We start from the raw sequence: 22776 nt of genomic DNA, 5'->3' as shown, positions 1-22776 counted from the left end.
TCGAACCGGAAGACGACGAAACCCCACAAGCCGACGCGGACTAGGATTTCACGCTCACCACAGGTGAGGCACCACTCCGGATTACGCGCTCATTTTCAAATGAGGCACCTCGATGCCAGGCAATGCCGTTGCCTTGACCTATGGTGGAAGGCATGATCGAAGCTCCCTGGAACGCCCCCGTGTACCGCAACCGTCACGGCCGCGGCACGCGCACGCCCATGTTCGGCACCCGTCTGCCCCGTTACCGCACCCGCAGCGGCATGTTCGACGACATGGTGGCCGCGCAGCTCAGACGGCTCAACGGCGCATGGCCGCAGCTCATCAAACCGGTGCAGTTCGCCGTGGAGGATGTGCCGCCGTCGCAGCCAGCGCCGTGGGAGCCGGAACCGAACCTGAACTCGCAGTATTTCCCGGCGTCGCACGGCGTGCCGGCCCGCATCGTGCTGTACCGCATGCCGATTCAGACGATGGCCACGAGCCGCATGGACATGCAGCTGATCATCCGCGACGAGCTGGTGGGCCGTATCGCGGACCTGTACGGGCGTCGGCCGGAGGAAATCGATCCGGACTGGGGACTGTGATCCGGGGACTGTGATGTGATCGGCCGATAGCCCCCGGCCCGCCACATCACAGCCGATCACGGCTTCGCCCGCTCAGCGCACGATGAACGGGTTCTGGCTGGCCCAGATCTGTTCGGTGACCGCGTCGAGCGCGCTCGCCGGCAGGTAGGCGACGCCCGCAGCCCGCGCGTCGTCGACGTCCGGGCTGGTGAGCGTCGCACCCCACGTCAGGTCGCCATCGCTCACGTCGAGCCGCACAATCGCCGCGTCGCGCGCGATGTCGGCGATGTCCAGCGAAGTCGCCATGTTCTTGTCGAGATCGATGTCGTGCTGGCCGACGAGGTTGCCGGAGTCATCATATGCCTTGATGGTACCGCTGGCATGGTCCGCACCCGTGTTCGCCACCGTGACGGTCGCGTCAAGCCGATCGGGAATCGCGATGGCCGAAGCCGCAGACGAGCCGGCGGCCGAGCCGAACGCGAAGTCGCGCTGTCCGTCCTTGCCGGTCCGTGTCGCGCGCACCATCACCGATACCCGTTCATCCGACGTGCTGGCCAAAGCCAGTGCTCCGTCGGGGGCCTTGCCCAGATCGATCACCGTGACCTTGCCGGCTTCGACCGACTTGTCGCCGATCGATACCAGTCCCTTGTCGGTGACCCACGACAGCGAGGCCGTGGACTGCTTCGCCGCGAACGCGAACAACGTCGTCTGCTCCCCCTCCTCCACGGACGGGATGATCGCCGATGTTCCGGCCGCGGCAAGCGGCGTCGCGTATTCGGAGCCGGCCGAGGTCAGCCCGTCCATCGTCACGGTTCTGACCACCGCGGCGACCGGCGTCTGCTTGCTGGCGACGGTCACGTACAGTCCGTTCTGGTTCGGCGCGGCCGCGGACAGGTCGACCGTCGTTTCGCCGGCGGCCTTGACGGTGATGCCCTCCGCCGTGGACAGGTTGAGTCGGCCGCTGCGTTCGGTGCCCCACGCCCGCACTTGCACGGTGGTGGATTTGTTGGACGGGTTGGCGATGACGAGCTGCTGCGTGGTGCCGGTTTTCGTGTCCGGCAGCAGGAACGCGTGATCGAGCGACGGGCTGATGCAGGACGCGGCGGAAACGCCTTTCAGATCGCCGTCGGTGGCCCGTGACGCGATGGCCGCCGCGGTGCCGGTGCCGGATTTCGATTCGAGCAGACGGGTCGTGACCAGTGACGATGAGTCGTTCACGTCGCCGGATGCGGTCAGCACATCGGAATCCTGATCCTGGCTGCTGCCGAGCGTGACGTCGTCCGCCGTGCCGGCGAGCGTGTTCACGGTCGAGCGGTAGACGGAGCCGAACGCGGCGTAGCGTGCCGAGGAGGTGATGTCGCCGGCCGACACGTGGAATTCGCTGTCGCCGAAGGAGTCGCTGTCAGCAAGGCTCATTCGTGCCGGACAGTATGCGATCGACTGCAGCTGGCTGACGGTCTGGGATACGGCCGTTCCCTTGGAACCGGTCTGGTCGACGAGTCCGGAGAACGGCTTGACGATCAGCATGGCCGCGAACATCGCCACGACGATCAGCATGGTGGCGGCCGCTGCCGCGACGGTCAGTCCGGTACGTGCGGCGCGATGGCGTGGTGCTTGTTCGCTCATGCTTCCTCCCCGGAGTAACGATAGGTGCGGTGCGGCAGTGCGACCAGACAGTACAGTGCGACGATCACGCCGAGGCAGGTGAGCCATGCGTACCGCCAGTGGCTGGACTGCGCGCGCCGCTGCCATGAGGTGTCGATGTTCTGGCTGTCCGCGCTGTTGATGGTCAGCCGGTAATACGTGCCGTTGTCGGCGGCGACGACCGACTGCGTGCCTTCCGATGCGGTGACGTTGCTTACCAGCCGTTGCGCGGCGCTGTCCGCGTCATCGGCCGGGTCGACGGCGACGAACAGGCCGCCGAATCCGAGCTGGCTGATGTCGTGGATGGACTGTGCGTCCGATCCGGCCAGCAGTTTGGCCGCGGCCTGGGCGAGGATCTGATCCGCGTTCGTGTTGGCCGATGCGTCGGTGTTGCCGGCATCGCCGTCAGCCGTGTTCGAGGCTCCGGCCGTGGTCCCTGTTCCGTTGTCGAGCGCGAGGCGCACCCGCTGCGCCGGCGAGCTGTCGACGAGGTCGCCTCTCGCGCTGCGCATCACCGTGAATTCGACGGTGTTGTTCGACGTCGCGTGCAGGGCGAGGATGCGATGGTCCGCGCCTTGGGCCAGATAGTCGGAGGCCGCCATCGGCAGTCCGGAGCCGGAGATGCGCACGCTGCGTCGTTCGCTGTGGCTCAGCCCGGCCCAGCCGGCCGCGACGACCGATACGGCGAGCGCCGCGATCAGCAGTGCGCGGCCGATGCGTACGGCGACCGGCTTGTGGTCGGCGGCGTCCACCGCAAGATCGGAGTCCATGCCGTTGGCGAGCGCCCGGCGGATCGGACTGTCGGGCATGGGATGGCCGTCCTGTTCGACGGTGATGGATCGGCGCAGCGGCACGAATCGTTTGACCGCGGCTCCGGCGACGAGGCAGACGCAGGAGATCAGGCCGAGCATCGTCATCATGAAGCCGGGCAGGATGGATGCGGCGAGGCTGCCTTGCGTGTCCGCGGCGATGGCGATGCGGCTTGCGGCAAGGGTGAGCAGACCGCCGGTGATGCTGGTGACCCACATGAGGCGGGAGGCGCGCAAAGCGAAGGGCAGTGCGAGCGAGGCGACGGCGAGGATGAGGATGATGGCCAGCACCGTCATGGTCATGACGGCGGCAGGCGTGGCGTGGCCTTGGGTGATGGCGGTGGCGTCGAATTCGGACGCGAAGGCCTGTTCGGCCACGTCGATCAGGTTGGTGCCGGCGGGTGTGCCGTTGGTGGTGGTCGAGGGGACGGTCATGTCGCCGAAGAGCTGCCTCCATGCGCCTTCGTGGGCGTATTTGATCGAGTTGACGAGCGTGGGGGCGACGGCGAAGGCGGCTGGCACCGGCATGAGCAGCAGCATGATGCGGTGACGTCGCACGAACAGCAGGAACACAAGGAAGCTGGCGATGAGAGGCAGCAGCAGTTGCGGTTCGGCCGCGACGACGGGGATGAAGCACAGGGAGCCGACGGCCGCGGATTGGACGGATTTGTGCGGGTGCAGCTGGTCTTCGGTGCGGTACATGCCGACTGCGCGGAACGCGAAGGCGAAGGCGGCCGGCATGAAGACCATGACGGTGAGCATGGGCAGGTTGGCGGTGTCGAATAGTCCGGTGGCGATGGCGAGGGATACCCAGAGCAGTCCTGTGGTGACGCGCACGCCGTTCGAACGGGTGAAGATGCCGGCGAGCGCCCAGAACGAAAGCGCGGCCAGGGGGGCTGCGGTGAAGAAGATCGCGGTGAGCGCGGCTGCGGGGTGGCCGATGGTGATGATGGATGCGGCAAGCCAGACGAGCAGCCATGGCGCAGGCGGCGCCGGTATGCCGGTGCCGGCTCCGAAGACCCACGGGGTGGTGGCCGCTTGGGCGAGTTGTCCGAAGCTGGCGGAGGTGGGCAGGAGCTGGTCGGAGGACAGGGATGCGCCGGCTGCGAACGCGGCGGTGAACGAGTCGCGGTAGGCGATGGCGATGGCGAGGAATGCGATCAGGGCCATTGCCGTTGCCAGTCCCCACCGGCGTGCACGTTGACGGCGCAGGTGGGCGCGCGCCAGCGGGCTGAGCAGGACGGTGTGGTGCTGGTCTTCGAGCGCCTGGGCACGGTCTTTCCACTGGTCCAGTTGCTGGCGGGTGACGCTGAGCGTGTTGAGCCGATTCATCGCGACGGTGCTGTGCCGGGCGACGAGGCGACGCGCCGATATGGCTTTGGGCATGGCGATCAGCGCCTTCCATGGCAGGCATAGTTCGCACCATGCCGCGTAGGGGCGCTTGGAGAACAGTTGCGACAGGGCCATGCCGAAGGCTCGCACGAACCGCCACAGCCACAGCAGCGGCCACCAGAGCATGCGGATGTCGGTGTACAGGTAGCGCTGGGCCGCGCTCATCACGGCCATTGAGGAGTTGAGGCGCGTGCGGTCTTCGACCGGTTCGCCGCCGCGGGTGCGGATGCCTTCGTATCGTGCGCGGCGGTGGGCGATGCGTGCGGCGGGCACGACGACGACTCGACCGCCGTCGAGGCAGATGCGCCGGCAGAAGTCAGCCGATTCGCCATAGGTGGTGAACCAGCGGTTGATGCCTTCCATGTCGTGCAGCGTGTGCACCGGCAGCAGCGCGCCGGCGAGGGACACGGCGAACACGTCCTGACGCGAATCGTACTGTTCCTGGTCTTCTTCGCCGTCGACGACCAATGATTCGAGACGGTGGTGCGCGGCGTACAGGCCGACGTCGTGCAGGTCGTGCGCCTGCCAGTCGAGTTGTTTGGCTCCCAGCAGCGAGGCGGCAGGATTGTTGCGCCATGCGTCGGCGAGTCTGGCGAGGCAGTCGTCGTCCGCGGGGCGTGAATCGTCGTGCAGCAGCCACCATGCGGTCACGGTCGCGGGCAGTCCCGCGCGGGACATGCCCTTGGTGACGGCGTCGGCGAACGAGGTCGCCCCTTTGACCGCAATGATGCGGATTTCGACGGTTTGGGCGTCCGGCATGGACTGCAATGGTCCTGCCGGCGCGGGGATGACTTCGAAGCTGGTCGTGACCGGCTGCTTGGTGCCGCCGCCGCAGTCGATGATGACGATGAGTCCGGGCAGCACGGTTTGCGCGAGCACCGCGCTCATCGTGTCGGGGAAGAACCTCAGGTCCCGTTCGACGGTGATGGCCGCCGCGAGCGCGGGGTCCACGGTTTGCCGATGGGAATAGGGTCGTGCCGCCAACAGTGATGCCAGTGTCTGTTGAATGTCGCTGCTGCCTGTGGAATTCATGGTTTCCAGTGTACGCATGGATGCGGAAGCGCCCGTTCAGGCCTGCTCCCTGTGCTCCTTCTTGTATCGGCGGCGCTCGCGTTCGCTCATGCCGCCCCAGATGCCGAATCGTTCGTCGTGGTCAATGGCCCATTGAAGGCATTGGGCGCGTACCTCGCATTGCGCGCACACGCGTTTGGCGTCACGGGTCGAACCGCCTTTTTCGGGGAAGAACGCCTCCGGATCGGTCTGCGAGCACAACGCCTTGTGCTGCCACGACAGGTCCTCGTCCGTGTGGAACAGCCCCCACAGTTCCTTCCACGCTTCTTCGGCGGAATCATCGACGACGCCCCACATTCGTCTCCTCCTTACCGATGAACTTATGGTCAACCGTTAAATTACACACATGCGACTTGGAATTTGTCAAATCATCCGATCATAAAAGCCGTGTCATTACCGTTGATGTGCCGTCGCATGTGCTATCGGCCGTCCTGGCGGCGCGATGCGCGATGCGGCGACGCGTGGAGGTACGCCGGATGGGGGTTCTTGGCCGATTTGCAGCCGCTGCACGCCATGTTCATTGTGCCGTTCCTGCGCAGGATTCGGCCGCATAGGGCCGGTTTGCCGTGCCCCTGTGTCAAAGTGGTGTCTCAGTGCCATGAATGCGGCCGCCACGCAATGACATGACCGCGCATGGCGATGTGCACGATTTCGACGTAAGGACACTATCACGATGGTTGACGGCAAGGACGATATGGGTCAGGCGACTCCCCCGAGTTTCACCCCGCCTTCCCATAGGCGTCGCGCGACCCGTCCCGAACAGGGACCGGCCGCCGCGGCGTCGCAGCCGGCATCGTCCTCAGCCCGGCCGTCCTCCGCAAACGCCGGAGCCCCGCCATCGTTCTCCCCGTCTGTGGCGCAACGTTCCCGTGCCACGGCGCCCGCGGCATCCCCGCAGGCCCGCCCCGCGCCCGTCGGCCAACCGGCAAGCTACGCACCTGCATCATCCGCTGCCCGGTCGGCCCGCCGCTCCTCCGGCTCGACCAGCAGTGCGGGTTCCTCCGCCGCATATCGACCTTCCTCGGCATCGCGTCCCGCGTCCCATGCCGGCGCCGCGCAATACGATCGCCCCGCATCCGCACCGTCCTCATTCTCCGGAGGACACCGGCAGCCGAACGGTTCCCGCGCCGCCACTCCCCTGCCAAACGGGAACCACCGAACGCATGTGCGCAAACACAGGCCCGCGCACATCGTCGCCGTCACGTTCGCGGTGCTGATCGCCGCGATCATCCTGCTGGTGTTCGGCACTTGGAACTGGGTCGATGCGAAGATCGGCCGCGACAAATGGCTGACCAGCATGGCGGATTCGTCCGGTGCGATCTCATGGCTGCTGGTCGGCTCGGACAAACGCGACAACACCGCGGGCGTCGCCGGAGCCGACGATCAGACGGTGACCGGATTCCGTACCGACACGCTGCTGGTGCTCACCAAGCCGAAGAACGGGCCGAGTTCGCTGATCTCGGTGCCGCGCGATTCGCTGGTCGAGGTCGAAGGCCAGTACATGAAGATCAATTCGGTGGCGCAGGTGTATGGCAACAAGGCGTTGACCAGCGAGATCGAGCAGATCACCGGCCAGAAGATCGACCATGTGGCCGAGATCCAGTTCGGCGGTCTGAAGGATCTGGTCGATGCGGTCGGCGGCGTGAACCTGTGCTATGACCAGACCGTGGACGACGCGTATTCCGGACTGAAGTGGACGGCCGGATGCCATGATGCGGACGGTACGACGGCGCTGGCGTTCTCCCGTATGCGCTATTCGGATGCGCAGGGCGATTTCGGCCGTGCGGCGCGCCAGCGTCAGGTGATCGCCGCGGTGATGAAGAAGACGCTGAGCCCGGCGACCCTGCTCAACCCGGCCAAGGTCGTCAAGCTGATGAACGCCGGGCTGGCGTCGCTGACCGTGGACGAGGATACGAATCCGGCCACATTGGCGTCGATGGCGTTCGCGTTCCGGGATGCGACCGGCGGCAGCGGCGTGACCGGCAGCCTGTACTGGTCGAATCCCGACTATTACGTCGATGGGGTCGGTTCGTCGGTGCTGTTGGACGACAACGCGAACACCGAGCTGTTCAGCCAGTTGGCGTCCGGCAAGCATGCGGCCGGCGAGGTGGGCACGCTCGCGGAAAGCTGACGAGCGCCGCCGCGTTGTTTGTGGCCGGTATGACTGCGTGTCTGTGGACGGCTTGTGCTCGTTTGTTCATGATTGTCCGCGATGCGTGCATGGTTGCGCTGCCAATGTGCGGTTTTCGCTGCGACACGCCGTCGAGTGACCGTTTGACCACATACCTCGGTTTGGCTTGCACATGCCGCAGGCTGACGGCACACTCGGCATATGGCAGACTCATCACGCACACGGCATGACCCCGCATCGAAGCGGCGCAGACGGTTCCCATACGATCGTCTGGCGTTGATCGCCGCCGCGGCACCCGCCGCGACGCAGGCGATCATGTTCGCGGTGATGGCCGTCGATGGACGATGGCTGTTCGCCATGATGACGGTGCCCGGTCTGATCGGCTGTCTCGCGTCGATGCTGCTGTCGGTGTCGCGTCGGCGCGCCGATGATGGCGCGATGCCGACGACCGACGCAGACAGACGCGGGACGAACATGTCCGATGGCACAGGACGGGAAGGTCTCGCGGATTTCATGTCGGTCGACTGCCCCGCGTGGGAGACGCTCGCCTTGCCGGCGCCGGCCGAGGAGCCGATCCTGTGGCGGCATATCGTGCGCGCATGGCTGAGCGAGACCGGTATGGAGGCGCTGCTTGGCTTGGGAACCGATGGACGGCCGTTCCGATTGGATCTGACGCGGCACGGTCCCCATGCGCTGGTCGCGGGCACGACCGGATCAGGCAAATCGGTGCTGTTGCAGACATGGTGCATGGCGTTGGCGTGCCGCAATCCGCCCGACCGGCTCAATTTCGTGTTCCTCGATTTCAAGGGCGGCTCCGCGTTCAACCGGCTGGCGCGGCTGCCGCATGTGGTCGGCAACGTATGTGATCTGGATCTCGCCCATGCGACGCGCGCCCTGGCGTCATTGGAGCATGAGCTGCGCCGGCGCGAACGGTTGGTAGCCGAGCATCACGCCGGCGACATCGGCCAGCTCGACTCGCCTCCCGCGCGACTGATGATCGTCGTGGACGAATTCCACGCGCTGCGCAGCCAGTTGCCGGATTATGTCGACCGACTGGTGCGCATCGCGGCGCTTGGCCGGTCGCTGGGCATGCATCTGGTGGCGTGCACGCAGAATCCGTCCGGTCAGGTCAGCGCCGACATGAAGGCGAACATCGCGGTCAACATCTGTCTGCGAGTGCGCGACGCGATGCAGTCGACCGAACTGCTCGGCTCGTCCCTTGCCGCTTCGATCGGCCCGGCGACGCCCGGCGCGGCCTACTGCGCCGACGGGGAGTCGCTGCATCCGTTCATATGCGCGCTTGTGCGGGACATCGACGCGCTGGCGGACGCCGTATGCGCGGCGCAACGGTTCCACGGGCTGCCTGCGGCCACGCAACTGTTCAGTCCGCCATTGCCACGGTCGGTGCCGCTGCCGCAATCGGAGACGGCAGACATGCCGGGTGCGCGGATCGGTATGGGTACCGGTCGGATAGTCGTGCCGTTCGGCCTTGCGGACAACGGCGTCACGTTGGATACGGCAGTGCTTCGATTGGGAGACGGCAATGTCGCGATCATCGGCCAGCATGGCCGAGGCAAGACGATGCTGCTGGCGGTGATCGAACGCATGCTGCGATCTGTGGACGGCGTCGCGTTGCGATGCGGCCGTCGATCCGGCCGCCGCATGGTCACGCGTACGGTAAGCTGCGGCACGGCCACGGGCGTTTCGCCGCCATTCTCCGCTCCCCCGCCGGCTCCGGCACACGCCGTCTGGCTGGTCGACGATGCGGATATGCTGCTTGATCCGCTCGGCATGGACGATTCGCACGCGGATTTCCATCGGGCGTTGCAGGACGCCGCGACGACGGTGATCTTCGCCGTGCGCTCGTCGCGGCATGTGCGGGTGCCGGAGCATTGCACGACGCGGATCGTGTTTCCGACCGGCGACCGTTCCGCCGATCTGATGGACGGCATTCCCTCGGACGTTCTCGCCCGGCTCTCCCATGACGATCTGGACACGCCGGGCCGTGCCGTATTGCTGGAGAAGGGCCGCGCCATGCCGGTGCAATGCTTCCTTTTGCAATCCGTTGGCGAAACCCCTTGAAAAGTCGTATGGTTCGTGGTTATCTGTGTAATGGATTTCATTCAGGACCCGATGGGTCTCAAGGAAGGCGAGACGATGAGCAGTGCTTTTGACTGGCGTGCCAAGGCAGCATGCCGTGATAAGGATCCGGAGTTGTTCTTCCCGGTGGGCAACACGGGAGCCGCATACCAGCAGATCGAGGAGGCCAAGGCCGTGTGCCGCACCTGCAAGGTGATCGACGCATGCCTCAAGTGCGCGCTGGACACCAATCAGGATTACGGCGTGTGGGGCGGTCTGAGCGAGGACGAGCGCCGCGCCCTGAAGCGTCGCGCGATGCGCGCCCGCCGTTCGCAGGCGCTGCAGAACCTCTGATCGCGCCGGCGTCACCGCCGCAAGCAACCGCGACAAACATAGAAGGCCTCGGAACCCATTTGGGTTCCGAGGCCTTTTTCGCATCCTGCGAGGTTACTCCTCCTGCGCCGCGCGCAGCTTCATCTCGAGCACCACGCGCGTGCCGCCCTCGCGGCGCGGCTCCCAACGCACGCTGCCGCCGAAGTCGTTGGTGACGAACGTGTTGATGATCTGCGTGCCGAGTCCGGAACCGGAGGAACGCGCCATGCCGTGGCTTTCCTCGTTGGCCAGGCCCGAGCCGTCGTCCTCGACCACCACGTTGAGGTTCGCGCCCGAACGGCCCACGGAGATCACGATGTGGCCTTCCTTGCGCCCCTCGAAACCGTGTTCGACCGCGTTGGTGATGAGCTCGGTGAGCACGAGCGACAGCGGCGTGGCGTCCTGCGCGGGCATCATGCCGAACTGGCCGACGTATTCGATGTTGATGTGCTGGTCTCGCATCGTGGCCAGGTCGACACTCATCTTGAGCAGGTTGGAGATCACCTTGTCGAAGTCGACGATCTCGTCGGCGGTCTGGCTCAGGCCCTCGTGCACCATCGCGATGGTCTGCACGCGGCGCTGGGCCTCCTCCAGCTCCTTCTTGACCTCCTCCGACTTGGTCTTGCGCGCCTGAAGACGCAGCAGCGCGGAGACAGCCTGCAGGTTGTTCTTGACTCGGTGGTGGATCTCGGAGATCGTCGCGTCCTTGGTCTGCAGCTCCTGCTCGCGCCGGCGCAGCTCGGTCACGTCGCGGCACAGCACGATCGCGCCGGTACGTCCGTTCGCGTCGAACAACGGCATGGAGCGCATGGATACGGCGGAGTTGTTCGCGTTGAGTTCGGAGTCCACGGCCGCCTTGCCGCTCAGGACCAGCGGCAGGGATTCGGGCAGCGGGTCGTTCTCATGCAGCAGCTGGGTGCCGACTTCGCTCAGCAGCTTGCCCTGCATCGGGTCGAGCGAGCCGAGACGGCGGAAGCAGCTGATCGCGTTCGGCGAGGCGTAGCGCACCACGCCGTCGGCGGCCAGTACGATGAAGCCGTCGGCCACGCGCGCGTTGTGTCGCTGGCTCATCACCGAATCCATGTACGGGAACTGGCCGCGCGGGATCATCTCGTAGAGCTGCTTGCCGGCGTTGATGCTTTCGGACTCGTTGCGGCCGTTGGATTCGCGGGTCGCCATATTCGTTTCGCGCACCACCAGGCCGAGCGTCTTGCCGTTGTGGCGCACCGGCGCGTACACGTTGCACACCGTGGATTTGCCGACGCTGCGCAGCACGGTGGAGCGGAACACGACGGCCGAACGCATCGCCGCGTCGAGTTCGCCGATCATGTCCTCGGGAACCGGCTTGCCGACCACGTCCTCGGCGCGCAGCGTCGCCACCGTGGACGGACGGCACTGTTCGGCCACCACGTATTCCCCGTTGCCGTTCTGCAGGATGAGCAGCAGGTCGGCGAAGCTCAGGTCGGCGATGACCTGCCAGTCGGCCACCAGATGATGCAGCCATTCTCGATCGGCGCTGTCGAAGTCGGGCCGCGTTGCAAGTACTTGTGTGAAATCTGCCATGCCGTCCATCATACGCAATGCCGTGCCGTTCGTCCGACGCGAACCGGCACGAACATGCCGAACGCCGAACCGTCATGCCGGCGGTCGTCGTCGGATCGAATCGCGACCACGCGACCGGCGTTTCTTGACAAAAATACAACTTACGTTAACGTAGGTTACGTTAGCGTAGGTTAAGATGATAGTGGACAGCCGGACGGACGTGCCGGCGAATGATGACGGGGAGGAATCATGGCAGTCTCCGAGGAGGAAGTCGCCCGCAAACGCGCGGCGATACAGGCGGCGCGCGACGCCGCGACCAAGGCGAGGGAGGCGGCGCTCAAGGCCAAGGCCGACGCGGTGCGCGTCAAGGCGCAGGCCAAGGCCGAACGCATCCGCCGCCGCGGAGAAGAGCACGCATTGTCCGTGATCGCCAAGGCCGAGACCCGCGCCGCCCGGCTCGAAGGCATCTCCCCCGCCGAAGTCGAACGCAAGATCCGCCTCGACGTGCACGGTCGCCCGAAGCCGCTGCTGCGTGGCTGGATTCATGCCGTGACCGCGCCGCTCGCGCTGGCGGCCGGCATCGTGCTGATCTGTCTGGCGCAGGGCGCCGGCCTCAAATGGGCGTGCGCCGTGTTCATGACCTGCTCGCTGGTCCTGTTTGGCAATTCGGCCGCCTATCATCTGGGCGACTGGTCGCCGCGCGTCACCGACGTGCTGCGGCGCATCGACCACATGAACATCTTCCTGCTCATCGCCGGCACCTACACGCCCGTCTCGTTCGCGCTCGCGCCGCGCTGGCGCAACGCGATCATCGCCGGCATGTGGATATGCACGCTGGTGGCGCTCGTCATCCACGTGATCTGGATCGGCGCGCCGCGCTGGCTGTACGTGATCGTGTACATCGTGTTCGGCGTGTCCGGCGTGGCGTTCATGAGCCTGTTCTGGACGTCGCCGTACGCGGGGCCGGCCGTGGTGATCCTGCTCGGCTCGGGCGGCGCGTGCTACATCGCCGGCGCGATCGTATACGGGCTGCGCAAGCCCGATCCGTGGCCGCGCGTGTTCGGCTTCCACGAGATCTTCCACACCGGCACCGTCGCCGGATACGCGTGCCACATGGTTGCCATCTACATGGTGATCGTCAGCCTGTGGCATTGACCGTCTGCATTTGCTCCCTCTGAAGGGGACGCAAGGTCCGAGGATCGGGGTTGTCCGTTTCCTTTAGTATTTGCTGAAAGGGGAGCTGCCACCATTCCGCCGCCTCGTCATTTGCTCCCCCTGAAGGGGGAGCTGTCAGCAAAGCTGACTGAGGGGGTGACACACCCAACGTGATCGACCAGCCACCGGCCAGCACCAGCTATTCGCTATACATGCAAGATATGCGAACGTCCCGTTCCACGCACCAACAGCATGCATAGAACGGGACGTTCGCATATATATCCAGACGATCAGCCGAGATTTACTCGAGCGGCTTGGCTTCCTTGACGGTCACGCTGATCGTGCGGCCGTTGGGGGCCTGGTAGCTGACGGTGTCGCCGGCCTTCGCGCCCATGATGGCCTTGCCGATCGGCGAATCCTCGCTCAGCACGTCGTATTCGGTGACGGACGCCATGTCGCGCGCGCCGAGCACGTACGTCATCTCGTTGCCGGCGAGTTCGATCGTCACGAGCGAGCCGTTGCCGACGATGCCGGCCTTCGGAGCCTCGACGATCTTCGCGTTGCGCAGCTTGACGATCAGCTCGTTGATACGGCCCTCGTTCTTGCTCTGCTCCTCGCGGGCGGCCTGATAGCCGCCGTTTTCGGACAGATCGCCCTCGGCGCGGGCCGCGGCGATGCGCTTGGTGATCTCGTCGCGGTACTGGCCTTCGCGGTAGGCGAGTTCGTTCTTCAGCTTGTCGTAGGCGTCCTGCGTGAGCGGGACGACTTTCTCTTCAGCCATGTGTCCTCCTTGGTCAAAGTCTGCCAACGATGTTGTATCGTACGAAAAAAGCGCCGACTTGCGCCGGCGCGTCCACGTTTCGGGCGAAACGCGATCGAACGGAACCCGTGAAGGTCAGCGGGTCGAGATGATGTCGATCACGAACACGAGCGTGTCGCCGCCGCCGATACCGGCCTGCGGGACGCCACGCGAGCCGTAGCCGTACTCCGGCGGGATGGAGACGACCAGACGGGAGCCAACGTTGTGGCCCGGCACGGTCTGGTCCCAGCCCTTGATGACCTGGCCGACGCCGATGCCGAAGCTGGCCGGCTGGTGACGGTCGAAGCTCGAGTCGAACGGCTCGGACTTGCCCCAGACGACGCCGTGGTAGTTCACGGTCACGGTGTCGCCGCGACGCACCATCGGGCCGTCGCCTTCGACCAGTTCCACGGCCTTGAGTCCGGCCGGAGCCTCGCCTTCGAATTCGATGACCGGAGCGGCGCCGAATTCGGCGTTGACCTTGGGCATATTCGCCATGTGTTCCTCCTTAGTGACGCACAATGTACACGAGGATACCCGCCGACGCGCGGGCACGCAACCGCGGGCGCGACAGTCGCCGCAACGCCGCCCCGGCCGTGTCAGCATTCGACCACGTTGACGGCGAGGCCGCCTTCCGAGGTCTCCTTGTACTTGGCCATCATGTCCTCGCCGGTGTCCTTCATGGTCTTGATGGCTTGGTCGAGGCTGACGATGTGCGAACCGTCGCCGAGCATGGCCATGCGCACCGCGTTGATGGCGGTGTTCGCGGCCATCGCGTTGCGTTCGATGCACGGGATCTGCACGAGTCCGCCCACCGGGTCGCAGGTCAGTCCCAGGTTGTGTTCGATGCCGATTTCGGCCGCGTTCTCGACCTGCGCCGGCGTGCCGCCCATCACCGCGCACAGGCCGGCCGCCGCCATCGAGCAGGCGACGCCCACCTCGCCCTGGCAGCCGACCTCCGCACCGGAGATCGACGCGTTGCGTTTGAACAGGTAGCCGATCGCGCCGGCGGTCAGCAGGAACGTGACCACGCCGTCCTCGTTCGCGGAGTCGACGAAATGCCAGTAGTACTGCAGGACGGCGGGGATGATGCCGGCCGAACCGTTGGTCGGGGCGGTCACGATGCGCCCTCCCCCGGCGTTCTCCTCGGAGACGGCGAGCGCGAACAGGTCCACCCATGCGGCGTCGGAGGCTTCGAGCGCGGCGTCGAGTCGGTGACTGCGCTTGAGCACGTCGCTGTTGGCGGCGAGCCGCGCGTACATTTTCGGGGCGCGGCGCGGCACGTCAAGTCCGCCGGGCAGCACGGCGAGCTGGCTGGTGCAGCCGTTGGACACGCAGTCGCGCATGGTGTGCCAGACCTTGAGCAAATCGGCGCGCACGTCGTCGGCGGGGCGGACGGCCGTTTCGTTGGCCCAGACGAGTTCGGCGATGGACAGGTCGTGCTCCCGGCACAGCGCGACGAGCTGGTCGCCGGTGGTGAAGTCGTAGGGGGTGCCGGGTCCGAAGTCGGTGGAGGACGATTCGTCGCCGTCCGCGAACGAGGTGCCTGCCGGCGGACGGTCGTGGATGCCGATCATGAGGTCATTCGCATGGCCTTGGCGGATGAATCCGCCGCCGATCGAATACCAGACCTGTTCGTCGATGCGGTTGCCGGCGGCGTCAAAGGCTTGGAACCGCATGCCGTTGGGGTGTGCGGCCATGCGCTGCCAGCGTTCGAAGACGATGTCGCGCTCGTAGTCGAATGCGACGGGATGACGGCCGGCGAGGTCGAGCGTGCCGGTCACTTCGCATTCCTGACGGATGGTGAGCACGTGATCGGTGTTGACGGTGGCCGGCAGCCCGCCTTCGAGTCCGGCCATGATCGCGCGGTCGGTGCCGTGGCCGAGTCCGGTCAGGGCGAGGGAGCCGTACAGGACGACGCGGATGCGCGCCACCCTCCCGAGCACGCCGGTCTGCTCGAGCGAGGACGCGAAGCGCGCTCCGGCGGCCATCGGGCCGACGGTGTGGGACGAACTCGGTCCGACGCCGATTTTGAACATATCGAGAATACTGAACATCAGCTGCAAGTATAGCGGCGGTTTGTATCGCGATGTCGCAATGCCGCGACGTCACGTTTGAGTAGGGTGACGGCTTTGTGCGGCGGGTATCCGAGCGATATGAGACGACGGTCGGCCGTATGCCGACGGCCGGTCAGGACAGTGCGGACAGGGTCAGTCCGTAGATGACGCCGCCGAGGACGGCAAGCACGAGCGTCACGACGCCGGCCGCGATGACCGCGGTGCGTCGGCTCGCCAGTTTGCCGGGCAGGATCGCGCCGAAGAAGAAGGAGACGAAACCGGCGGCCGCGCAGTTGACGCCGATACCGAGTTTGGCGGCCGCGGTGAGCGAGACGCCGTTCGCTGGGGTGATGATCGAGTCGATGACGGCGGGGAACACGGCGTATCCCCATGCGGCGAATCCGATCAGTCCGGCCAGGGCGTAGACGAACGGCAGCAGTTTGGGGATGGTCAGCCGGTCGGTCAAGGATTCGACGGTCCACAGCAGCACGAATCCGACCGTGTAGGAGAACGCGGCGGCGAACAGGCATGCGACGAGGACCCACGGCAGGGCGTTGAACGCGCCGCCGGCCATCTTCACGTAGATCGGGGCGCTGACCAGCTCGCATATGCACAACGCGACGGCGATGACGATCGCCTGCACCAGCATCGTGGGCAGCGAGTCCTTCGATTCACGGCGTACATCCAACCAACCGGCCATATCCGTTCCTTTACTCCCCGGCTGCACACAGCCGTCCGGCAACAACGCCGGCCAGTCTACCGGCCAAAAGAAAACGCCGTGTTTCCGATTGGATAAGGTGCCCCTGGCGGGACTCGAACCCGCAAGCCGAAGCGATCGATTTTAAGTCGACTGCGTATACCATTTCGCCACAGGGGCGTTGGCCCATGAACAAGCCAACCGTATTATTGTACGCCATCTTTCGGCGGATGCCGACAAGCGGCGTCCGCCGTCGTCAGGCTCGTTGCGCGAGCAGCCGTCGGCCGTAGTCGAGCACGATGCCGTCGAGCAGACCGTGCTCGCTGGCGACGAACGAGTCGATCGGCTCGCCGTGGTCGGCGGCCGCGGCTGCGGACACCTTGGCGAGCACGCGGTTCCAGACGAGCGCGCCGCCGCCCACCACGTCGATGCGCCCGGGGTGGATGGTCTTGTATTCGCGGCGCTCGGCACGGGTCATGCGCAGGAACCGGTCGTCCACCGCATAGGCATCCTCGTTGCGCACGCGCACGCCGTCGACCGCCCGGTGATCGTATTCCTTGAGGCCGAGCGTGAGCGCGGTCATCGTGGTGACGGTTCCCGACACGCCGATGATCGTGCGCGTCCTGCCGGCCGGCACCGTGCGGAACGCCTCGTCGATGTGTTCGTCGATGTCGGCGATCGCCCCGGCGATCTCGTCTTCGGTCGGCGGGTCGGTGTGCAGGTGACGTTCGGTCATGCGCACCGAGCCGATGTTCATCGAATACGCGGCCTGCACCTGCGTGTCGGGCGCGGTCGCGCCGTCGCCGCCGAGCACGAGTTCGGTCGAGCCTCCGCCGAGATCGACCACGAGAAACGGCGCGGGCAGATCGCCGCGCGGCACGACGCTGGTCGCGCCGAGGAAGCTCAGGTCGGCCTCTTCGGTGCCAGGGATGACTTCGGGGCGCACGCCGAGGATCTGTTCGATGCGGTCCTCGAACTCCTCGCGGTTGTCCGCATCGCGCGTGGCCGAGGTCGCGACGAACCGCAGTCCGTCCACCTGATGCTGGGCGAGAATCGCGGCGAACTCGGTGGCCGCCGCGTAGGCCCGTTCCAGCGCCTCGTCGGCGAAGCGGTGCGTCTTGTCGACATCCTGTCCAAGCCTGATCACGCGCAACGTGCGCGGCACGATGTCGTGCATGCCGTGTTCGTCCACCCGCGCGATCTTCAAACGGATCGAATTGGTGCCGCAGTCGATGCCGGCCACGGTCACCGAACGCTGTTCGTCGCTCATCGAACTTCCTTTCCTTGCACTGTCTGGTTCACGCGATCCGGCTCTCGCACGTCACGCAGTCGGACTGGCTTACTCGGCGTCGACCGCGCACCGGCATACGGTCGGATCGAATTCGTCGGCAATGCGGGCCAGGGTCATGTCGCCGATCGGGTTCGCGCCGGCGCCCATCACGAGAGTCTGCGCGAGCAACGCGTGCAGGCACTTGACGCGCACGGGCATGCCGCCCGCGCTGATGCCGGCGATATGCTCTTCGCTGTCGCCCAATCGTTCGGCCAGCTCGTGCCGGAAGGCGAGGTACAGGTCATGCGCGCGACGGTAGTCGGCACGCAGCCGCTCCCCCGCTTCGTCGGATGCGGCGAGCAGTTCGTTGTATTCGCCCATCACGCCGTTCGCTTCCACGTGAGAGACGGCTTTGACGGCTTCCGGGCTGGTCAGGTAGCAGGTGGTGGGGAACGGGATGCCGCCCGGCAGCACCGGACGTGTCACGACGGCGAGCGGACGACCGCATACGCAGCGCGCGCCGACCGCGACCATGCCGCGCGGGTAGCGTCCGAGCTGACGTTCGACGATGGTGATGTCATGGTCGGTGGCGGGATCGTTCAGGCAACGGTCCACCAGGGTTTTGGCCTGCTGGATGATCTCGTCTTGGTTCGTCACTGCTGTTGTTCCTCCGTTGTCGTGCCGTCGGTGCCGTTTGCGCCGTCGGTGGTGTTCTTGCTGGTGTCGTTGGATGTCTTGCCGGTACCGCTGTCCGCAGTCTTGTCAGCCGACTTGGTGTCGGCCTGTTCGAACGAGTACGCAAGTTCGCTGTACCACGGCAGGGTTTTCTTCTCGCTGTCGCCGTCGGTGTCCGAATCCTTGGATTCGCTGTGGGTCGAGCCGGTTACCGCCTCCGGATGCAGCACGTGGACGACCTGTTCGCCGGGGAAGACGAATCCGAGTTTCTCGCGGGCCTGCGCGGCCACGTAGGCCTTGTCGTTCCAGCGGGCGATCTCGTTTTCGAGATCCTGTTTTTTCGCGATGAGTGCGGCCTCCTCGCGCTTGAGTCCGTTGAGTTCGGACACGCTGATCGCGTACGTGTAGAACGTGGACAGCAGCTGGATGGCGCCCAAGGCGACGATGAACAGCGCGATGAAGAACACGATCGGACCGCTGCTGCGGGTTTTCGCCTTGGCGGTCCGCCGACGGGTCGCCGTGGGTTGGGATGTGCGACCGTTCCGCGTTGTGGCCGTCGTCTTGGCTTTGCCGGCCGCGCCACGGGATGTGCCGGGATTCGATCGTGATCTCATAGGCAACAAAAATACCCGTCACATTCGACTGGGAATGTGACGGGTATCGAACGCTACGCGACCTTCACGAAACGCGGAGTCTCATGAACGGTTCGGCACAGGCTCACTTGGCCAGGTACTTCTTGCAGGCCTTGAACGCGCTGTAGCCGGCGTACTTCGCGGTGGAGCCGAGCTCCTCCTCGATCTCCAGCAGGCGGTTGTACTTGGCAACGCGCTCGCCACGGGCCGGGGCACCGGTCTTGATCTGGCGGGTGTTCTTGGCAACCGCGAGGTCGGAGATGGTGGTGTCCGGGGTCTCGCCGGAACGGTGGGAGACCATGGAGGTGTAGCCGTTGGCCGTGGCCAGCTCGATGGCGTCGAGGGTCTCGGTGACGGTGCCGATCTGGTTGAGCTTGACCAGCAGGGAGTTGGCGGCGCCGAGCTCGATGGCCTTGGCCAGACGAGCCGGGTTGGTCACCAGCAGGTCGTCGCCGACGAACTGCAGACGATCGCCGAGCAGCTTGGTGATGGCGGTCCAGTCTTCCCAGCCCTCTTCGTTGAACGGATCCTCGATGGAGACGATCGGGTACTCCTCGATGAGCTGCTCGTAGAAGTCGAGCATGTACTGGGAGTCGCGCTCGTCACCCTCGAAGTGGTACTTGCCGGTCTCCTTGTTGTAGAACTCGGAGGAGGCGACGTCGAGGGAGATGCCGATCTGCTTGCCCGGCTCGTAGCCGGCGGCGGAGATGGCGTCCATGATGTAGTTCAGGGAGTCCTTGTTGGACTTCATCTTCGGGGCGAAGCCGCCCTCGTCGCCGAGGCCGGTGTTCAGGCCCTGCTTCTTGAGGACGTTCTTCAGGGTGTGGTAGACCTCGACGCCGGCCTGCAGAGCCTCGGAGTAGGAGTCGAAGCCGTACGGGGAGATCATGTACTCCTGGATGTCGGTCGCGAAGTCGGCGTGGGCGCCGCCGTTCATGATGTTCATGTTCGGAACCGGCAGGATGTGGCCGTTGGTGCCGCCGATGTAGCGGTACAGCGGTTCGTCGGCGGACTCGGCGGCGGCGTACAGGGCAGCCAGGGAGACACCGAGGATGGCGTTGGCGCCCAGACGGCCCTTGTTCGGGGTGCCGTCGAGCTCGATCATCAGGTCGTCGAGAGCGCGCTGGTCGGAGGCATCCATGCCGATGACCTTCGGAGCGATCTCCTCGTTGACGGCCTTGACCGCGTTCAGAACACCCTTGCCGCCGTAGACGGACTTGTCGCCATCGCGACGCTCCCAAGCCTCGGCCTCACCGGTGGAAGCACCGGACGGGACCAGACCCAGGCCGCGGGCGCCGTCTTCGGTGTCGAGGACGACCTGAACGGTCGGGTTGCCACGGGAATCGAGAATCTGACGCGCGTACACGCTTTCAATTGCTGCCACAACTACTCCTTTAACGTATAGGTTGTGATGACAGCCTTAAGAATACCGGGCTTTGTGGACGACGCGCAAGATGACGCGACACGATTATGTGAGCGCTCACATCATTGCGGCTCCGCCATACTGGCGGTTACCGGCCATTCATATCCCGTTCATATGCGCCCCGTATGCCTGCACCCGCGCCTACGTGTCACATCGTTCGCACTACGCCCGAGAACCGGTCGGATCGCCGTATCTATGCGGCCGTCCGCTCTTACAGGATCTGCTCCATGCCGATCTTATATGGTTTGAGTCCCATACGCTCATAGAACGCCTGTGCCCCCGGATTGCACGACCACACGTTGAGCGTCACGTTGTAGCAGCCGGACCGGCGCGCAAAATTGAGCGCGTGCCGGTACAGTGCGGTGCCGACGTGCCGGCCGCGGGCCGACTCGTCCACGCAGATGTCGTCGATGTACAGCGTCGTGATGTCGGTGAGGATATGGCTGTTCTCGTGCCGTTCGAAGATGCAGAACGCGTAGCCGTACAGCGTCGCGTCGTCGGCGGCGAACATGCCGAACACCGGGGTCTCGTCATTTGAGAGAATATCGGCCAGTTCGTCGTCCGTGTATTTGGTGACGCCGGTGTTGAACAGGTCCGGACGGCCCCGGTGGTGGACCTCCAGCACCTCGCGCAGGAGCTTGTGCAGCTGCGGGATGTCGCGCGTCTCGGCGCGGCGGATGTGCGCGCCGTCCGCGGCGGGCTGCGGTTCGCCGCCGTCGACGCTTCCGGAGACTTCGTTGATCACGTCATCGGGTTCGTTGTTCATAACCGTCCAGTGTAATGCTCGGCATTACAGACGCTCGCATCAGCACGGCGGACGGCGGACAATGGAAGACAAGAAGGACCCATACCGGGTTCCGCGGGACAAAGGAGTCGTCATGAACAACCTCACCGCACGCCCATCACGCATCGTCCGTACTGTCGCCGCACTGACCGCGACACTGTTGTGCACGGGACTTGCCGGCTGCGGCACGCCGTCCGCCCCGCCATCCACCACGCCATCACAGACCGGCACGACCGCCGGCACCACATGCAAAGGACGCGACGAGCATGTGCAATACGACTGGCAGTGGTTCGACACGATCGAGGATCTGACGGCGTCATCCGACCGGATCGTCTACGCGCGCATCGTCTCGTGCTCCGAACCGCCGGCGCAGGACGACGGATACGACACCACGATCAAAGCCGAAGTGCTCGGCGCCATCAACGGCAACGACGCGGATTCCACGGACGGACTGCAGCAATCCGGAGACGTCATCAGCATGCACGGCTATACCGCCTCCGGCTCCGGTGCCGGCAAGCTCGCCGTCGGCGGCGAGTACGTGTTCTTCCTCTCCTACCACGACGGCACGTACGCGCAGCTGACGCCCGCGCTCAGCACGTTCGAGGTGAAGGACGCCGAGCGGAACACGCCGACGAACATCCGCAACGCGGACGGCTCGTTCCCGCTGTCCGCTGCGATCGCCGTCAAGCTCGGCGTCGCGGACGAGCACAAGCTGACCGTGTCCGAGCCGGTCAGCGACGACGATGTCAAGCGCATGGCCGCCGTCAATCAGGCGGTCGGATTCGATGACGACGTGGAACACGACGACGATGCCGATGTGGTCAATTCGTCGAAGGCGTCGTGGTGGTCGACCACTACCGTGGACAAGAACGGCGATGCCGTGCCGCCGGCCGCGACCGCCATCATGTCGCTGGCCCCGGTGCCGGTCGGCAAATACCGGCTGACGATGGTCTGCTCCGGCACCGGCGGCTTCGACGCCGAACTGACCGTCGACGAAGCGAGCACGCAGCACCAGACGATCAGCTGTACGCCGGACGGCGTGGCGAGCGACACCATCGACATGACCGTCACCGACGCCGGCGAGAAAAGCTGGATTCGCTTCACCCCGACCAACGACACCAAGGCCGCCGGCGGATTCCGCTTCGACAAGATCGGCTGAGTCACGGCTGATTGTGGGGCAAGAACCAACAGATTCTTGCCCCACAATCACTGCAAGGTCGCGGCGACGATAATCCCGCACTATTCGTCAGTCTCAGCGGCAACCACGATCGCATTGCCATCTGTTCTGCGGAAAGCCAGCTCCGCGCCCTTGGCAGGAAGCTTCACCCCCGTATCCATCCGCATAAGTTCCGTCAAACTATTATTTTGTCGGGCTTAAACTGACGCGTGCTTATTCTCGGCTCCCTCGGTTGAGGGAGCTGTCGGCGAAGCCGACTGAGGGAGTGTCAAAACCTATCACACTAAGCCCGACAAAGCACTATGGCTACCAACGCCATTAACCGCGACATGCCAGTCGAACAGGTGCAAAAAACTGCTGGGACACGTCAAGATAGATACCACCATGCAATACGCCCTCGTCAGTCAAAACAACGTGAAGGCATCGCACCAAAGGTATCTGGGATGATCAGCATTTTCCTCTTATAATCGGAATCAGCACTGGCCAACACTCACTATTAGCGGAAGG

The 22776-nt window shown here is 65.1% G+C and carries 19 protein-coding genes and 1 tRNA gene; 6 read left to right on the top strand and 14 right to left on the bottom strand.

What is annotated here, in order from left to right; all coding sequences use genetic code 11:
* Positions 1 to 152: 152 nt before the first annotated feature.
* Positions 153 to 581, top strand: a complete 429-nt coding sequence (locus AC1A0G_RS01045; protein WP_476526817.1) for a metallopeptidase family protein — start codon at positions 153 to 155, stop codon at positions 579 to 581.
* A gap of 72 nt (positions 582 to 653) precedes the next feature.
* Here the strand turns inward: AC1A0G_RS01045 and AC1A0G_RS01040 are convergent, their stop codons facing one another.
* Genes AC1A0G_RS01040 through AC1A0G_RS01030 form a run of 3 tightly spaced genes read right to left on the bottom strand, consistent with a single transcriptional unit; the run spans position 654 to position 5773 of the window.
* Entirely contained in the window at positions 654 to 2186 is a 1533-nt protein-coding gene (locus AC1A0G_RS01040; protein ID WP_476526815.1) for a DUF5719 family protein, read from the bottom strand.
* Positions 2183 to 5437: a glycosyltransferase family 2 protein gene (locus AC1A0G_RS01035; protein WP_476526814.1), complete on the bottom strand. Its 3255-nt coding sequence runs from the start codon at positions 5435 to 5437 to the stop codon at positions 2183 to 2185. The genes AC1A0G_RS01040 and AC1A0G_RS01035 overlap by 4 nt, the downstream gene beginning before the upstream one ends.
* A 36-nt stretch (positions 5438 to 5473) precedes the next feature.
* A complete protein-coding gene (locus AC1A0G_RS01030) occupies positions 5474 to 5773 on the bottom strand; it encodes a WhiB family transcriptional regulator (protein ID WP_476526812.1) in 300 nt (99 codons plus the stop codon).
* A 397-nt stretch (positions 5774 to 6170) separates the two neighbouring features.
* Here AC1A0G_RS01030 and AC1A0G_RS01025 point away from each other — a divergent pair, with 397 nt between their 5' ends.
* From AC1A0G_RS01025 to AC1A0G_RS01015, 3 genes are all read left to right on the top strand, one after another.
* The gene (locus AC1A0G_RS01025) at positions 6171 to 7607 is read left to right on the top strand and encodes an LCP family protein (RefSeq protein ID WP_476526843.1); all 1437 of its coding nucleotides are present in this window, start codon (positions 6171 to 6173) and stop codon (positions 7605 to 7607) included.
* 201 nt (positions 7608 to 7808) lie between these two features.
* Complete coding sequence (locus AC1A0G_RS01020; protein ID WP_476526811.1) at positions 7809 to 9689, top strand: FtsK/SpoIIIE domain-containing protein; 1881 nt, start codon at positions 7809 to 7811, stop codon at positions 9687 to 9689.
* 75 nt (positions 9690 to 9764) lie between these two features.
* The gene (locus tag AC1A0G_RS01015; RefSeq protein ID WP_163230610.1) at positions 9765 to 10040 is read left to right on the top strand and encodes a WhiB family transcriptional regulator; all 276 of its coding nucleotides are present in this window, start codon (positions 9765 to 9767) and stop codon (positions 10038 to 10040) included.
* 93 nt (positions 10041 to 10133) lie between these two features.
* Here AC1A0G_RS01015 and AC1A0G_RS01010 read toward each other — a convergent pair whose 3' ends face one another.
* Positions 10134 to 11621: a sensor histidine kinase gene (locus AC1A0G_RS01010; protein ID WP_476526810.1), complete on the bottom strand. Its 1488-nt coding sequence runs from the start codon at positions 11619 to 11621 to the stop codon at positions 10134 to 10136.
* A gap of 228 nt (positions 11622 to 11849) precedes the next feature.
* Here AC1A0G_RS01010 and trhA point away from each other — a divergent pair, with 228 nt between their 5' ends.
* Complete coding sequence (gene trhA / locus AC1A0G_RS01005; protein ID WP_476526809.1) at positions 11850 to 12755, top strand: PAQR family membrane homeostasis protein TrhA; 906 nt, start codon at positions 11850 to 11852, stop codon at positions 12753 to 12755.
* Positions 12756 to 13056: 301 nt separating this feature from the next.
* Here the strand turns inward: trhA and AC1A0G_RS01000 are convergent, their stop codons facing one another.
* From AC1A0G_RS01000 to AC1A0G_RS00955, 10 genes are all read right to left on the bottom strand, one after another.
* Positions 13057 to 13536 carry a GreA/GreB family elongation factor gene (locus AC1A0G_RS01000; protein ID WP_476526808.1) on the bottom strand — a complete coding sequence of 160 codons (480 nt, stop codon included), beginning with the start codon at positions 13534 to 13536 and terminating at the stop codon, positions 13057 to 13059.
* Positions 13537 to 13650: 114 nt separating this feature from the next.
* Positions 13651 to 14052, bottom strand: a complete 402-nt coding sequence (locus tag AC1A0G_RS00995) for an FKBP-type peptidyl-prolyl cis-trans isomerase (RefSeq protein WP_214374631.1) — start codon at positions 14050 to 14052, stop codon at positions 13651 to 13653.
* Positions 14053 to 14153: 101 nt separating this feature from the next.
* Positions 14154 to 15611, bottom strand: coding sequence for an L-serine ammonia-lyase (locus tag AC1A0G_RS00990; protein ID WP_476526807.1), 1458 nt, complete (start codon positions 15609 to 15611; stop codon positions 14154 to 14156).
* Positions 15612 to 15744: 133 nt separating this feature from the next.
* Positions 15745 to 16311 (bottom strand): 4-hydroxybenzoate polyprenyltransferase, encoded by a 567-nt coding sequence (locus AC1A0G_RS00985; protein WP_476526806.1) that lies wholly within the window; start codon positions 16309 to 16311, stop codon positions 15745 to 15747.
* A 98-nt stretch (positions 16312 to 16409) separates the two neighbouring features.
* Positions 16410 to 16488: transfer RNA gene (locus tag AC1A0G_RS00980), tRNA-Leu, on the bottom strand.
* A 76-nt stretch (positions 16489 to 16564) separates the two neighbouring features.
* A complete protein-coding gene (locus AC1A0G_RS00975) occupies positions 16565 to 17578 on the bottom strand; it encodes a Ppx/GppA phosphatase family protein (protein WP_476526804.1) in 1014 nt (337 codons plus the stop codon).
* A gap of 69 nt (positions 17579 to 17647) precedes the next feature.
* Positions 17648 to 18235, bottom strand: a complete 588-nt coding sequence (locus AC1A0G_RS00970; protein WP_476526802.1) for a DUF501 domain-containing protein — start codon at positions 18233 to 18235, stop codon at positions 17648 to 17650.
* Entirely contained in the window at positions 18232 to 18867 is a 636-nt protein-coding gene (locus AC1A0G_RS00965; protein WP_476526800.1) for an FtsB family cell division protein, read from the bottom strand. The genes AC1A0G_RS00970 and AC1A0G_RS00965 overlap by 4 nt, the downstream gene beginning before the upstream one ends.
* Positions 18868 to 18970: 103 nt before the next feature.
* On the bottom strand, positions 18971 to 20269 hold the full coding sequence (gene eno / locus AC1A0G_RS00960; RefSeq protein ID WP_163230630.1) for a phosphopyruvate hydratase: 1299 nt from the start codon (positions 20267 to 20269) through the stop codon (positions 18971 to 18973).
* Between the two features lie 250 nt (positions 20270 to 20519).
* Positions 20520 to 21074 (bottom strand): GNAT family N-acetyltransferase, encoded by a 555-nt coding sequence (locus AC1A0G_RS00955; protein WP_476526798.1) that lies wholly within the window; start codon positions 21072 to 21074, stop codon positions 20520 to 20522.
* Between the two features lie 112 nt (positions 21075 to 21186).
* Here AC1A0G_RS00955 and AC1A0G_RS00950 point away from each other — a divergent pair, with 112 nt between their 5' ends.
* Complete coding sequence (locus tag AC1A0G_RS00950) at positions 21187 to 22251, top strand: hypothetical protein (protein WP_476526796.1); 1065 nt, start codon at positions 21187 to 21189, stop codon at positions 22249 to 22251.
* Positions 22252 to 22776 lie beyond the last annotated feature (525 nt).

It is taken from the genome of Bifidobacterium sp. LH_230 (assembly GCF_056357555.1).
This window is presented reverse-complemented; position numbering and strand designations above follow the sequence as displayed.

Coding starts and splice junctions, on each gene's coding strand:
- AC1A0G_RS00990 (WP_476526807.1), bottom strand. CDS start 15,611: ATGTTCAGTATTCTCGATATGTTCAAAATCGGCGTCGGACCGAGTTCG.
- AC1A0G_RS01030 (WP_476526812.1), bottom strand. CDS start 5,773: ATGTGGGGCGTCGTCGATGATTCCGCCGAAGAAGCGTGGAAGGAACTG.
- AC1A0G_RS00995 (WP_214374631.1), bottom strand. CDS start 14,052: ATGGCGAATATGCCCAAGGTCAACGCCGAATTCGGCGCCGCTCCGGTC.
- AC1A0G_RS01045 (WP_476526817.1), top strand. CDS start 153: ATGATCGAAGCTCCCTGGAACGCCCCCGTGTACCGCAACCGTCACGGC.
- AC1A0G_RS01015 (WP_163230610.1), top strand. CDS start 9,765: ATGAGCAGTGCTTTTGACTGGCGTGCCAAGGCAGCATGCCGTGATAAG.
- AC1A0G_RS01025 (WP_476526843.1), top strand. CDS start 6,171: ATGGGTCAGGCGACTCCCCCGAGTTTCACCCCGCCTTCCCATAGGCGT.
- AC1A0G_RS00975 (WP_476526804.1), bottom strand. CDS start 17,578: ATGAGCGACGAACAGCGTTCGGTGACCGTGGCCGGCATCGACTGCGGC.
- AC1A0G_RS01035 (WP_476526814.1), bottom strand. CDS start 5,437: ATGAATTCCACAGGCAGCAGCGACATTCAACAGACACTGGCATCACTG.
- trhA (WP_476526809.1), top strand. CDS start 11,850: ATGGCAGTCTCCGAGGAGGAAGTCGCCCGCAAACGCGCGGCGATACAG.
- AC1A0G_RS00965 (WP_476526800.1), bottom strand. CDS start 18,867: ATGAGATCACGATCGAATCCCGGCACATCCCGTGGCGCGGCCGGCAAA.
- AC1A0G_RS01040 (WP_476526815.1), bottom strand. CDS start 2,186: ATGAGCGAACAAGCACCACGCCATCGCGCCGCACGTACCGGACTGACC.
- AC1A0G_RS01020 (WP_476526811.1), top strand. CDS start 7,809: ATGGCAGACTCATCACGCACACGGCATGACCCCGCATCGAAGCGGCGC.
- AC1A0G_RS00955 (WP_476526798.1), bottom strand. CDS start 21,074: ATGAACAACGAACCCGATGACGTGATCAACGAAGTCTCCGGAAGCGTC.
- AC1A0G_RS00985 (WP_476526806.1), bottom strand. CDS start 16,311: ATGGCCGGTTGGTTGGATGTACGCCGTGAATCGAAGGACTCGCTGCCC.
- AC1A0G_RS01010 (WP_476526810.1), bottom strand. CDS start 11,621: ATGGCAGATTTCACACAAGTACTTGCAACGCGGCCCGACTTCGACAGC.
- AC1A0G_RS01000 (WP_476526808.1), bottom strand. CDS start 13,536: ATGGCTGAAGAGAAAGTCGTCCCGCTCACGCAGGACGCCTACGACAAG.
- AC1A0G_RS00950 (WP_476526796.1), top strand. CDS start 21,187: ATGAACAACCTCACCGCACGCCCATCACGCATCGTCCGTACTGTCGCC.